The sequence below is a fragment of the Chlamydia felis Fe/C-56 genome (genome assembly GCF_000009945.1).
Taxonomy (GTDB): domain Bacteria; phylum Chlamydiota; class Chlamydiia; order Chlamydiales; family Chlamydiaceae; genus Chlamydia; species Chlamydia felis.
On the sequence record NC_007899.1, the window covers coordinates 636060 to 650110 of the forward strand.

The window sequence follows — 14051 nt, forward strand, 5'->3', positions numbered from 1 at the left end:
TTTCCTTATTTATAAGAGGAGTATAATGAATAAAGATCTTGTAGCTATTTTTGACTACATGGAGAAAGAAAAAGGAATTCAACGTCCTGTTATCATAGGCGCAATTGAATCGGCCTTAAAAATTGCAGCAAAAAAAACACTAAGAGATGATGCTAACGTTTCTGTAAATATTAATCCTCGAACTGGCGATATAGAAGTCTTTTGCGAAAAAGAAATCGTAGAAGTATGTGAAAATCCCAGCAAAGAGATTCCCTTAGACAAAGCTAGAGAGTACGATCCTGAATGCCAAATTGGGCAATACATGGATGTTCCCTTTGTTTCAGAGCATTTTGGCAGAATTGCAGCTCATGCGGCTCGGCAAATTATAGGTCAAAAATTACGTCATGCTGAAAGGGATGTTATCTATGAAGAATATCGGCATCGGGTCAATGAAATCCTTTCTGGTGTTGTCAAGCGCTTTGCCAAAGGATCAAATTTAGTCATAGATTTAGGGAAAGTTGAAGGTCTGTTACCTGCTCGTTACTATCCTAAAACAGAGAAGCATAAGGTTGGCGATAAAATTTACGCCTTATTATATGAAGTTCAAGAATCTGAAAATGGTGGTGCTGAAGTTATTCTTAGCCGCAGCCATCCAGAATTCGTTAAACAACTTTTCCTACAAGAAGTTCCTGAATTAGAAGATGGCTCTGTAGAAATTATTAAAATTGCTAGAGAAGCTGGTTATAGAACTAAATTAGCTGTAAGTTCAACCGACCCCAAAACAGATCCTGTAGGAGCGTTTGTTGGGATGAGAGGTTCTCGAGTGAAGAATATCATCCGAGAATTAAATGACGAGAAAATAGATATTGTAAACTATTCTCCCGTAACCACAGAATTATTACAAAATTTGCTTTGCCCCATAGAAATTCAAAAGATTGCGATCTTAGAAGATGACAAGGTTATTGCTATAGTCGTTCATGACGCTGATTACGCAACAGTAATTGGCAAACGTGGAATTAATGCTCGATTGATTAGTCAAATTTTAGACTATGAGCTCGAAGTTCAACGTATGAGCGAGTACAATAAACTATTAGAAATTCAACGCCTACAGTTAGCGGAATTTGATAATCCTCAGTTAGATGAACCGCTGGATATGGAAGGCATTAGTAAGTTGGTTGTCCAAAATCTTGTACACGCAGGATACGACACGATCAGAAAGGTATTGTTAGCCAGTGCTAATGATCTTGCTTCTGTTCCTGGAATCAGTTTAGAACTTGCTTATAAGATCCTTGAGCAAGTCAGCAAATATGGAGAAGGCAAAGTTGACGAAAAACCTAAAATTGAAGATTAAAAACGCTCAATTAACGAAAGCTGCTGGATTAGATAAGTTAAAACAAAAATTAGCTCAGGCAGGATCTTCAGACACAAAAAATTCTTCAGAAAAGCCTTCTGCTAAGGTTGCTGAAAAGGTTGTAAAGAAAAAAAGTGTTGTAGATCCTAGCGTGTCTGCTACGCCTGAATCAGTCTCTTCAGAAACTTCTCCACGTAGAATTCGAGCTAAAAATCGTTCATCGTTTGTATCTGAAGATTTAGAGGTTTCCTCTCCGGTTCCTGTAGATTCTGACACAACCTCTTCTATGCCTCCTGTAGAAGAAGAAATTGCTTCTTCTACGGACTCTGAACCTGAAGTCATAGAAGTAACGCAGCCCCCTATAGAAGAAAAATCAGAAGTGGTTACCAAGGTCCCTCCAACTCCTCTAAAAGAGCCTGAAGTCGTAGTAAAAAAAGACCCGCCTAAAAGTGTTGTAGGCATAAAGTCTAACTTTGGCCCTACGGGGAAACACATTAATCATTTGTTAGCCAAAACATTCAAGGCTCCCAAAAAAGAAGATAAACCTGCGCCAAAAGAACGCTCTGGACAAGCTCAGGCAAAACCTCAGCAGTCTTCTGAAGCTTCAAGTGAAAACAAACCGCATTCTCCAAACAACAATCGGTCATCTCAACCTTTTTATCGTAGAGATACGTCAAAGAAACCTGGATCTGACTTTAGAGATCGTGCGAAAAAAGACGACAACCCTAAAGCCTTTACTGGAAGGGATCGTTACGGATTAAATGACGGCAGCGACGACGATAAGTGGAGAAAAAAACGCGTTCAAAAAACTAAAAAACATTATGACGAACACACTATACAACGTCCTACACATATTAAAGTTCCTCTGCCTATCACGATCAAAGATCTTGCAGCAGAAATGAAATTAAAAGCTTCTGAGCTTATCCAGAAAATGTTTATTCACGGTATGACTTATGTTGTGAACGATGTTTTGGATAATGAAACAACGGTACAGTTTATTGGTTTAGAGTTTGGTTGCACTATCGATATTGATTCATCCGAACAAGATAAGCTTTGTATTGAAAGTAATACTGTTAAAGAAGAAATACAGGAAACTGACCCAAGTAAGCTTATCATTCGCCCCCCTATTGTAGCCTTTATGGGTCACGTCGATCATGGAAAAACTACTTTGATTGACTCATTAAGAAAAAGTAACATAGCAGCTGTAGAAGCTGGAGCTATTACCCAACATATGGGGGCTTTCTGTTGTTCTACACCTGTGGGAAATATCACTATCTTAGATACTCCCGGTCACGAGGCTTTTTCTGCAATGAGAGCTCGTGGAGCAGAAGTTTGCGATATCGTTGTTCTTGTCGTTGCCGGTGATGAAGGTATCAAAGAACAAACTCTGGAAGCTGTTAAGCACGCTCGCGCTGCAAACATTACCATTGTTGTTGCCATTAACAAATGCGATAAGCCTAACTTCAACGCTGAAACTATTTATAGGCAGCTTTCCGAGATTAATTTGTTGCCAGAAGCATGGGGTGGTACAACAGTAACAGTTAATACCTCAGCAAAAACTGGCGAAGGTTTGCCTGAGTTATTAGAAATGCTCGCGCTACAAGCAGAAGTTTTAGAACTTAAGGCCAATCCATCAGCCCGTGCTCGAGGAATTGTTATTGAATCCGAGTTACATAAAGGACTAGGTGCTGTTGCAACTATTTTAGTGCAAAACGGAACCCTACACCTTGGCGAAGCATTAGTTTTCAATGATTGTTATGGTAAAGTTAAAACAATGCATGACGAGCACAATCGGTTAATGAAAGTGGCCAGCCCTTCTGTTCCCGCTTTAATTACTGGATTATCTAGCATGCCTAAAGCAGGGGATCCTTTCGTTGTTGTTAAAAACGAAAAAATAGCAAAGGACATCATTGGTGCTAGACTTGCTGGTCAGCAGAAATTTGCTTTGCAGAAAAAACGTCCTAATTTCGACGCTATGCTGCAAAATAAAAAGATCTTGAAACTTATTATCAAAGCCGATGTTCAAGGCTCCATTGAAGCTTTAGCAAGCTCCATCTTAAAGATAGTATCCGATAAAGTAAGTGCGGAAATTCTTTCTAATAGTGTTGGAGAAATTTCTGAGTCAGACATCCGTTTGGCTGCAGCGTCTAAAGCGGTTATTATTGGTTTCCACACGGGAATAGAAAGTCACGCCGAATCTCTGATCAAAAGTTTAGGAGTGAAGGTACAACTGTTTAACATTATATATCATGCAGTAGATGCTGTTAAAGAAATGATGACAGCATTGCTTGATCCTATTGCCGAAGAGAAAAATCTAGGCTCTGCTGAAATTAAAGAAACCTTTAAGTCCTCACAATTAGGTACGATTTATGGTTGCTTGGTTTCTGAAGGAGTTATGACTAGAAATCAAAAAGTTCGTGTTGTACGCAACAACGATGTTCTCTGGAAAGGCACCCTATCTTCTTTAAAACGTATTAAAGAAGACGTTAAAGAAGTTAAGAAGGGACTTGAATGTGGTATTTTATTAGAAGGATATCAGAATGCTCAAGTAGGTGATATTCTACAGTGTTATGAAGTGATTTATCATCCACAAAAGCTTTAAAGGATTATGGCAGAAAACAGACGCATACAAAAAGTTAATTCACTAATTCGTGAAGCGATTGCTAATGTGATCTTAAAAGATGTAAAACATCCTAAAATTTCCAATCGTTGGATTACGGTTACTAGGGTATGTTTATCTAAAGACTTACATACCGCACGTGTCTATGTTTCGATTATGCCTCACGAAAACACCTCTGCAGAAACTTTAAAAGCATTGAAAGCGTCCGCAGGATTTATTGCTTATAGGGCTTCTAAAGGTGTTTTTCTTAAGTATTTTCCTGAGATAAGTTTTTACCTCGAAGACATTTTTTCTCCACAGGATCATATAGAAAACTTGCTTTGGAAAATACGCGAGCAAGATAAAAATTAATTCATCTGCCTAGAAAGATCTAACATTAACGACATCATTATGGAACTTGCTACAGAACTTAAAGAAGGAATTCTTCTAGTAGATAAGCCTCAGGGTAGAACCTCGTTTAGTCTCATTCGCACTTTAACAAAGTTAATCGGGGTCAAAAAAATCGGTCACGCAGGGACCCTGGATCCTTTTGCTACCGGCGTGATGGTTATGTTAATCGGTCGTAAATTTACACGGCTTTCTGATGTTCTATTATTTGAGGATAAGGAATACGCTGCAATTGCTCATCTAGGGACAACCACAGATTCCTACGATTGTGATGGTAAAATTGTGGGGAGATCCAAAAAAGTTCCTACTTATGAGGAAATATTAGAAGCAGCTTTGTATTTTCAGGGAGAAATCCAGCAAATTCCCCCAATGTTTTCTGCGAAAAAAATTAACGGAAAAAAGCTCTATGAGTATGCCCGACAAGGATTATCCATAGAACGTCGCCAATCTACGGTTCAGGTAAGCTTACAAATTACAAAATACGAGTATCCCCTGCTATACTTTTCTGTACAATGTAGTAAAGGAACATATATTCGTAGTATTGCTCATGAACTAGGAAACATGTTAGGGTGTGGAGCTTATTTAGAAGAACTTCGACGTTTACGTAGTGGGAGTTTTTCTATAGATCAATGTATTGACGGGTGTCTTTTAGATCGGCCAGACTTCGATGTATCTCCTTATTTAAGAGATTTCAATGGAAACATTCTATAGTTTAACATCGATCCATTCTTCCGTGGATTCTATAACTATAGGTTTTTTTGATGGATGCCACTTAGGCCATAAGAAATTACTCTCTGTATTGTCATCCTATCCCGGATCATCGGGAATTATTACCTTTGATTCACATCCTCGGGCAATTTTACAGTCCCCCACCCCTAAACTAATTACGAACACAAAAGAACGCATCCTTCTTTTACAAGATTTCTCCATAGACTACCTTTGTATTCTTCCATTCACACAGAGCTTTGCTGACAAATCCGCAGAAAGCTTCATACTTTCCCTTCATCAAACGTTAGGGTGTAAACGTCTAATATTAGGGTATGACTCTAGACTTGGCAAAGGAGGAGAAGGAAACGCACAAACGCTGCAACCTCTGGCTGATTCCCTGGGAATAGAAATTATAGAAGTCCCCCCCTACAAAATAGATAACGAGATTGTCTCCAGCAAAAGAATTCGTCAATTTCTAGTTCAAGGTGATTTAGATAATGCTAACCGTCATCTTGGACATTCCTATAAATATGTAGGAAAAATTGAGACTGGTTATGGCTTAGGAACCCAGCTAGGAGTAGCCACAATTAACCTTCCCCAGGAGCAATGTTTACTTCCTTACGGAGTATATGCATGCGAAATAGAACACCAAGCCAAGGTATATCAAGGTATTATGAATATCGGAGAAGCTCCTACAGTAGAAAGAAATTCTTTATGCTTAGAAGCACACCTCTTTGACTTCTCCGGCGACTTATATGGAGAAATAGTGTCTGTAATTCCTAAGAAGTTCCTTCGTCAAGAAGAAAGGTTCCCTTCTCAAGAAGATTTATCACAAGCTATTCGTACAGACATTAACAACGCAAAAGCATTTTTTTCTACTAGTTGTGCAAGAAAAGCATAATATCACCGTCTTGAACAATATAGTCTCTACCTTCTGCTCGTAATTTACCAGCCTCACGAACTCCTGCGCGTCCTTCATAAGCTATCATGTCTTCAAGAGTGACAACTTCCGCTCGAATAAATCCTTTTTGGATATCAGTATGAATCTGCCCTGCAGCCTCTGCTGCTGTAGATCCTATAGGAATAGTCCAAGCTCTAGTTTCTTGAGGCCCAGTTGTAAAATAGGAAATCAACCCAAGTGTATGGTAAGCAGAGCGCACTAACCGATTTAATCCAGATTCCTGAAGTCCAAGGCTCTTTAAAAAATCCTCTCGCTCGTCAACAGGAAGAGAGATTACTTCTTCTTCTAGCCGTACACAAATAGGAACAACCTGAGCATTTTCTTTCTTAGCGATCTCCAAAACAGTAGCAACGTACTCATTATGCATGGTTTCTAAAGAATCCTCGCCTATGTTTGCTATGTAAAGCATAGGCTTTGCTGTTAAAAAGGGATAAGGCCTTAGCTGTATACGCTCTTCGGGAGACAAGTCTAACGTACGTACAGGTTGACCGCTTTCTAAATGCTTTATTACCCTATCTAACAAAGGCAAAATAGCACCAAGATCTTTTTTCCCCTTGGCCTGCTTTTCTAATCTACTATGAATACTTGTTGCTGAAGAAAAGTCAGCAAAGATTAATTCTAGATTAATCACAGAAATATCATCTCTAGGATCTATTTTCCCAGACACATGGGTAACGTCATCGTTATCAAAACAACGAACAACATGAGCTATAGCATGAGTCTCGCGAATATGAGAGAGGAATCTATTTCCTAACCCTGCACCATCCGAAGCTCCTTTTACCAAACCTGCTATATCAACAAATTTCATATCGGCATAAATAACCTTCTGACTTTGACTCATTTTAGCCAAAATATCTAAGCGGTTATCAATAACCGGAACAATACCAATATTCGGATCAATTGTACAAAAGGGATAGTTACAAGAAGCTACTTGTGCTCCAGTAAGTGCATTAAATAGCCCAGACTTACCTACGTTAGGAAGTCCTATGATCCCACACTCTGTGTGTCCCATATGTCATCTTTTGTAGATAATTTTAATATTCACCTTTAGCAGGCAAGAAATCCCACAAACATTAGAGTCATTACCCCTACGCTTGTGGGAGTGTACCGAATTCTTTTAGTACTTTGAACCCAGCACCTTTAGTGTGATCACCAAAGACAATATAGGATTAAGTGTTTCCTGACTAATATTTTCTTAGCAACTTATTATTAGATCTTTCTAAATTCTATCTTAGAAAAGCTATTTCATCACAATAAGACCAACTTATAATAATTAAGGCTCAATCCTCTAGGCTTCTCTCTTGTGAAAAACACGCTTATAGGGTAATTTGCAGATTATTCCTATTTAATAGCTCTTTATCTAACTTTGGCCAAGCGATGGGTGAAAAAACAGAAAAGGCGACCCCGAAGCGTCTTAGAGACGCTAGGAAAAAAGGCCAGGTGGCAAAATCTCAAGATTTTCCTTCCGCAATCACCTTTATTGTTTCGATGTTCACAACATTTTACCTATCGTCGTTTTTTGCTAAACATCTTGGAAGTTTTCTAGTTTCTATTTTTAAAGAAGCCCCAATAAATCATGATCCTAGAGTCACGTTATATTATTTACAAAACTGTTTAACTCTTATTTTAACGACTTCCTTACCTTTGCTTGGAGCAGTAGGATTTGTTGGTATTATTGTCGGATTTCTTGTTGTTGGTCCGACTTTTTCTACAGAAGTTTTCAAACCAGACTTAAAAAAGTTTAATCCGATTGAAAACCTCAAACAAAAATTCAAGATGAAGACTTTGATTGAATTGTTAAAGTCTGTTTTGAAAATTTTTGGCGCGGCCTTGATATTGTATGTTACGTTAAAAAACCGCGTGCCATTGATCATAGAAACTGCGGGTGTATCTCCTCTCGTCATTGCCGCTATCTTTAAACAGATACTTTATAAAGCAGTTACATCCATTGGTATTTTTTTCTTAGTCGTTGCAGTTCTTGACTTAGTGTACCAAAGAAAGAACTTCGCGAAAGAACTAAAAATGGAAAAGTTTGAGGTTAAACAAGAATTTAAGGATACAGAAGGTAATCCCGAGATTAAGGGACGCCGTCGCCAAATCGCACAAGAAATCGCTTATGAAGATACCTCTTCTCAAATCAAACATGCAAGCGCGGTAGTCTCAAACCCTAAGGATATTGCTGTGGCTATCGGTTATATGCCAGAAAAATATAAAGCTCCGTGGATTATTGCTATGGGAATTAATTTGCGTGCAAAAAGAATCATTACAGAAGCTGAGAAATACGGCATTCCCATAATGAGAAATGTTCCTCTGGCGCATCAGCTTTGGGACGAAGGAAAAGAGTTGAAGTTTATTCCAGAATCGACTTATGAAGCTATTGGAGAAATCCTTCTCTACATCACTTCTCTTAATGCTCAAAATCCTAACAACAAAAACATTAACCAACACGATAATCTATAATGAACAAGCTACTCAATTTTGTCAGTAGAACCTTTGGGGGAGATGCCGCCCTAAATATGATCAATAAATCGAGTGATCTCATCCTTGCCTTATGGATGATTGGTGTCGTTTTAATGATCATCTTGCCCCTACCTCCGACTATTGTCGACTTGATGATCACGATCAATTTGGCTGTTTCAGTCTTCCTGTTAATGGTAGCTTTATATATCCCCAGTGCTCTGCAATTATCAGTTTTCCCGTCCCTACTCTTAATTACAACAATGTTTCGCTTAGGAATTAACATTTCTTCCTCGAGACAGATTCTTCTCAAAGCTTATGCAGGTCACGTTATTCAAGCTTTCGGAGACTTCGTTGTTGGAGGGAATTACGTTGTCGGATTTATTATCTTTTTAATCATTACAATTATTCAATTTATTGTTGTTACCAAAGGTGCTGAGCGTGTTGCTGAGGTTGCTGCGAGATTTAGATTAGACGCTATGCCTGGTAAACAAATGGCTATTGACGCTGATTTGCGTGCAGGCATGATTGATGCGCAACAAGCTCGCGATAAACGAGGCATGATTCAAAAGGAAAGTGAACTTTATGGAGCCATGGACGGTGCCATGAAGTTCATTAAAGGGGACGTTATTGCAGGTATCGTGATCTCCTTGATTAACATCGTTGGTGGTTTGACTATCGGTGTAGCTATGCATGGCATGGACTTGGCTCAAGCTGCTCACGTGTATACTCTTTTATCTATCGGTGACGGATTAGTTTCTCAGATTCCTTCGCTCCTCATCTCTTTAACTGCTGGTATCGTTACAACTCGAGTTTCTAGTGATAAAAACACGAACTTGGGTAAAGAGATTTCCTCTCAATTAGTTAAAGAACCTAGAGCCTTGCTCCTAGCCTCTGCAGCAACTTTAGGTGTGGGCTTCTTTAAAGGATTCCCTCTGTGGTCATTCTCAATTCTATCTTTTATCTTTGGTCTTCTTGGAGTTATTCTTCTCGCTAAGAAAAATAGCACAGCTAAAAAGGGGGCTTCCGGTGCATCGACAACAGTCGGAGCTGCTGCAGATGGCGCCGCTACAGCTGGAGACAATCCTGACGACTACTCTCTTACTCTGCCGGTAATTTTAGAATTAGGAAAAGACCTCTCTGCTCTAATTCAGCATAGAACGAAATCAGGCCAAAGCTTCATTGACGATATGATCCCTAAAATGCGTCAAGCTTTATATCAAGATATTGGTATTCGTTATCCAGGAATTCATGTACGTACCGACTCTCCTTCCTTAGAAGGTTTCGATTACATGATCCTTCTTAACGAAGTTCCTTATGTTCGAGGAAAAATTCCTCCGCACCACGTCTTGACTAATGAAGTAGAGGAAAATCTTAAGAGATACAATCTTCCTTTCATTACGTATAAAAATGCTGCAGGCTTACCTTCTGCATGGGTTAGTGAGGATGCTAAAACCATTTTAGAAAAAGCAGCCATTAAGTACTGGACTCCTTTAGAGGTGATCATTCTTCATTTATCTTACTTCTTCCACAGAAGCTCTCAAGAGTTCTTAGGAATTCAAGAAGTACGCTCTATGATTGAATTTATGGAACGTTCGTTCCCAGATCTTGTTAAGGAAGTCACGCGACTTATTCCTCTACAAAAACTTACTGAAATTTTCAAACGTTTGGTACAAGAGCAAATTTCTATTAAAGATTTGCGCACCATTTTAGAATCCTTAAGTGAGTGGGCTCAGACAGAAAAAGATACCGTATTGCTTACCGAGTACGTACGTTCCTCTCTCAAACTCTATATTAGCTTTAAATTTTCTCAAGGGCAGTCAGCAATTTCTGTCTATTTATTAGATCCAGAAATCGAAGAGATGATCCGTGGAGCAATTAAGCAAACTTCTGCAGGATCTTATCTTGCTTTAGATCCAGATTCTGTAAACCTCATCTTAAAATCTATGAGGAATACGATCACGCCAACACCTCCAGGAGGTCAACCCCCTGTGCTGTTGACAGCAATTGACGTAAGACGATATGTAAGAAAATTAATAGAGACAGAATTCCCTGATATTGCTGTGATTTCTTATCAAGAGATTCTCCCAGAGATTCGTATCCAGCCATTAGGAAGAATTCAGATTTTCTAAGTATCTGTCGATTCTTAAAGAGGATATATGTCAGCATCCGGAGGAGCTGGGGGCTTAGGAGGCTCACAAGCTGTTGACGTTGCACAAGTGCAAGCTGCGGCAGCGAAAGCTGATGCCCAAGAAGTTGTAGCTAGCCAAGAGCAATCTGATATCAGTATGATTAAGGATTCCCAGGATTTATCAAATCCTCAGGCAGCTACACGCACCAAAAAAAAGGAAGAAAAATTCCAAACCCTAGAATCTAGAAGAAAGAACGCCACTCAAACAGAGAAGAAATCTGAAGGCACTGAGGATAAATCCGACGCAGATCTTTCTGATAAGTACACTGAAAACAATGCCGAAATCTCTGGTCAAGATTTACGTAGTATCCGAGATTCCTTACATGATGACGCCTCTGAAGAAGATATCCTAGACTTGGTAAAATCCAAGTTTTCTGACCCCGCACTTCAAAGTATCGCCTTAGATTATTTAGTCCAAACAACACCTGCCTCTAAAGGAGCTTTAAAAGACTCCTTAGTTAAAGCTCAACAAAGCCATTTACAACAGAACCGTCAAGCCGTTGTTGGGGGTAGAAATGTTCTATTTGCCTCTCAAGAATATGCAACCGCATTGAATACTTCGGCTCCAGGTTTAAGAGAGCTTTATCTGCAAGTTACTTCTGACTTTCATTCCTGCGAACAATTACTGCAAATGCTTCAATCCCGCTATAGCTTTGAAGAAATGGGGACTGTAACCTCATTCTTTCTTAAAGGTATGTCCGCGGATTTAAAATCCGAAGGATCTTCTGTTCCCGCACCAAAATTACAAGTAATGATGTCAGAAACGCGTAATCTTCAAGCGGTGATTACTGGTTATGATTTTTTCCAAGCAAAATTACCCGTCCTTACTGCTTCTTTAAAAGCTGATGGAGTGACGCTTCCTGAAGATCTTAAATTTGATAAGGTCGCGGACACTTTCTTTAAGTTAATCCACGACAAGTTCCCTACTGCTTCAAAAATGGAGCGTGGGGTTCGTGATCTTGTTGGAGATGATACCGAAGCCATTACCGGGATGCTTAACCTCTTCTTTGTTGCCCTAAGAGGAACTTCCCCAAGATTATTTGCTTCAGCAGAAAAGCGTCAGCAATTAGGCACCATGATGGCTAATGCTTTGGATACTGTGAATATCAATAACGAAGATTATCCCAAAGCTTCGGACTTTCCCAAACCCTATCCCTGGTCTTAATTTTTACGGATTAACATGCAAACTCAATTCGAACAACTTCTGGAATCTCTAGGAACAAAACTGAACACAACTTTAGTTCCTGATAAAAACCAAGCATGTTTGATTCGCTTTAGCGATACACAGGTTCCTGTACAACTTGAAGAGGATGGTAATTCTGGAGATATGGCCGTAGGTACAATTCTTGGCATACTTCCTGAAAACGTATTTCGTGAACGTATTTTCAAAGCCGCTCTTTCTGTAAACGCCGCTCCTCTATCTAATATCAAAGGTATTCTCGGCTATGGAGAAATTTCCCAGCAGTTGTACCTATCCGATGTATTAAATATGAATTATCTAAATGGAGATAAGCTCTTTCATTACTTAACTCTATTTTCAATGCATGCAAAAATTTGGATAGCAGCTTTAGAAACAGGCAATCTTCCTGATCTACACGTCCTAGGTATGTATCATTTATAATATTACCAATATAGTGGACATTTGTCTCCACATGTGCGCCTGCTCGTATGATTTATGACTCCATTTTCTAAAGCTATACGCTATATCCAAGACTCTCCTGCTAAGCATAGCTGGAAAATACTGGGAACCATGCCAAAGCATGGTATTTGTACTCCCTTATTTTCCCTACATACTCAAAATAGCTGCGGAATCGGGGAATTTTTAGACCTTATTCCTTTAATTTTATGGTGTAGAAAACACAAATTCCAAATCTTACAAATTCTTCCTATCAATGATAGTGGAGAAGATTGCAGCCCCTATAATAGCATATCTTCAGTAGCCCTTAATCCTCTTTACCTTTCCTTATCAAGTCTTCCCCACGCCCGGTCTATTCCCTATGCTGATGCCAAGATAAGAACTATGCAACAGCTATCTAAGCTTCCTTATGTACACTATCCTCAAGTCAAAGCCGCAAAATGGGAATTCCTCCGAGATTATTATCAGTATGTAATAAAAATAGGAGTCTTGAAGGAAGAAGATTTTCAGATCTTTTGCGAAAAGGAAAAGTATTGGCTACATCCCTATTCAGTATTTCGTTCCATAAAGCATCACCTAAAAGGAGCTCCGATAAATAACTGGCCAAAAGCCTATACAGACATTAAAAACTTCACAGAATTTGAGAAACAATTCCAAGACGAATGTAACTTTTTCTCTTATTTACAATTCCTTTGTTTTCAGCAAATGTCACAAGTGAAAGCCTACGCTGATGACAATCAGATTTTCCTTAAAGGAGATCTCCCTATTCTTATTAGTAAAGATAGTTGCGATGTTTGGTACTACAGGCAGTTCTTTGCTTCCTCAGGATCCGCAGGCGCTCCTCCTGATATTTACAATACAGAGGGGCAGAACTGGCATCTTCCTATCTACAACATGCGCAACTTAGCCCAAGATAATTATAGCTGGTGGAAAGCGCGTTTACGGTATGCAGAAAACTTTTACTCTCTTTATAGACTTGATCACATTGTGGGATTTTTTCGCCTCTGGGTGTGGGACTCTTCTGGAAATGGAAAATTTAAACCGGAAAATCCAGAGGAATACATTAGCCAAGGGACAAACATTCTTACGCAGATTCTACGTTCCTCTCGTATGCTTCCCATAGGAGAAGATTTGGGAAGTGTGCCTAATGATGTAAAACGTACTTTAGTAAAACTAGGAATATGTGGAACACGCATTCCTCGTTGGGAGCGCAACTGGGAAGGAGATGGAAGCTTCATCCCCCTAGACCAATACTCCCCTCTCTCAGTAACATCATTATCCACTCATGATTCGGATACACTTGCTCTTTGGTGGCGACACGCTCCCAAAGAAGCTCAAAAATTTGCTAAGTTTTTAGGAATGTTTTTCACTCCTCTTTTATCCACAGAGGATCAAAAACATATTCTCAAGTTATCTCATAAAACTTCATCGATCTTTCATATTAACTTAATTAACGACTACCTTGCTCTCTGTCCTGATTTAGTATCCGATAATCTAAAATACGAACGCATAAATATGCCTGGCACAATGTCAAAAAATAATTGGGTGTACAGAGTAAAGCCTTCTATTGAAGAAATGCTTTCTCACGACGCTTTAAATGCAAATATAGCTGATATTTTATCTAGTCTTTAAGAGATCGGTCTTACTATTCTAAGTAAATTCAAGAAAAAATTCTTTTTAAGTGGCTATAATTAAAAAATTTTGAAGAAAAAATCTTTCAGATATATCAGAAAATGTCTAACATAGGTTCTTTTCAATTAT

Annotated in this window: 11 protein-coding genes; 10 read left to right on the forward strand and 1 reads right to left on the reverse strand. The window is 39.0% G+C overall.

Going from position 1 to position 14051, the window contains the following annotated elements; genetic code table 11:
* Positions 1–25: 25 nt before the first annotated feature.
* Genes nusA through CF_RS02765 form a run of 5 tightly spaced genes read left to right on the forward strand, consistent with a single transcriptional unit; the run spans position 26 to position 5946 of the window.
* Complete coding sequence (nusA, locus tag CF_RS02745; RefSeq protein WP_011458093.1) at positions 26–1330, forward strand: transcription termination factor NusA; 1305 nt, start codon at positions 26–28, stop codon at positions 1328–1330.
* The gene (gene infB / locus CF_RS02750; RefSeq protein ID WP_011458094.1) at positions 1287–3932 is read left to right on the forward strand and encodes a translation initiation factor IF-2; all 2646 of its coding nucleotides are present in this window, start codon (positions 1287–1289) and stop codon (positions 3930–3932) included. The genes nusA and infB overlap by 44 nt, the downstream gene beginning before the upstream one ends.
* A gap of 6 nt (positions 3933–3938) precedes the next feature.
* Positions 3939–4301: a 30S ribosome-binding factor RbfA gene (gene rbfA / locus CF_RS02755; RefSeq protein WP_011458095.1), complete on the forward strand. Its 363-nt coding sequence runs from the start codon at positions 3939–3941 to the stop codon at positions 4299–4301.
* A gap of 39 nt (positions 4302–4340) precedes the next feature.
* Entirely contained in the window at positions 4341–5048 is a 708-nt protein-coding gene (truB, locus tag CF_RS02760; protein ID WP_011458096.1) for a tRNA pseudouridine(55) synthase TruB, read from the forward strand.
* Positions 5032–5946, forward strand: coding sequence for a bifunctional riboflavin kinase/FAD synthetase (locus CF_RS02765; RefSeq protein WP_011458097.1), 915 nt, complete (start codon positions 5032–5034; stop codon positions 5944–5946). The genes truB and CF_RS02765 overlap by 17 nt, the downstream gene beginning before the upstream one ends.
* On the opposite strand, the gene ychF is transcribed toward CF_RS02765, so the two are convergent.
* Positions 5924–7018, reverse strand: a complete 1095-nt coding sequence (gene ychF, locus CF_RS02770) for a redox-regulated ATPase YchF (protein ID WP_011458098.1) — start codon at positions 7016–7018, stop codon at positions 5924–5926. The two genes, CF_RS02765 and ychF, sit on opposite strands and share 23 nt — an antisense overlap.
* Positions 7019–7383: 365 nt before the next feature.
* On the opposite strand from ychF, the gene sctU reads away from it, so the two are divergent.
* The 5 genes from sctU to CF_RS02795 are packed head-to-tail and all read left to right on the forward strand — an operon-like array spanning position 7384 to position 13922.
* Positions 7384–8466 carry a type III secretion system export apparatus subunit SctU gene (gene sctU / locus CF_RS02775; protein WP_011458099.1) on the forward strand — a complete coding sequence of 361 codons (1083 nt, stop codon included), beginning with the start codon at positions 7384–7386 and terminating at the stop codon, positions 8464–8466.
* The gene (gene sctV / locus CF_RS02780; protein WP_011458100.1) at positions 8466–10595 is read left to right on the forward strand and encodes a type III secretion system export apparatus subunit SctV; all 2130 of its coding nucleotides are present in this window, start codon (positions 8466–8468) and stop codon (positions 10593–10595) included. Before sctU ends, sctV begins: the two co-directional genes overlap by 1 nt.
* Positions 10596–10622: 27 nt before the next feature.
* Positions 10623–11819 carry a type III secretion system gatekeeper subunit SctW gene (gene sctW / locus CF_RS02785; protein WP_011458101.1) on the forward strand — a complete coding sequence of 399 codons (1197 nt, stop codon included), beginning with the start codon at positions 10623–10625 and terminating at the stop codon, positions 11817–11819.
* Between the two features lie 15 nt (positions 11820–11834).
* Positions 11835–12275, forward strand: coding sequence for a CesT family type III secretion system chaperone (locus CF_RS02790; protein WP_011458102.1), 441 nt, complete (start codon positions 11835–11837; stop codon positions 12273–12275).
* 54 nt (positions 12276–12329) lie between these two features.
* On the forward strand, positions 12330–13922 hold the full coding sequence (locus CF_RS02795; protein WP_011458103.1) for a 4-alpha-glucanotransferase: 1593 nt from the start codon (positions 12330–12332) through the stop codon (positions 13920–13922).
* The last annotated feature ends 129 nt before the right edge of the window (positions 13923–14051 follow it).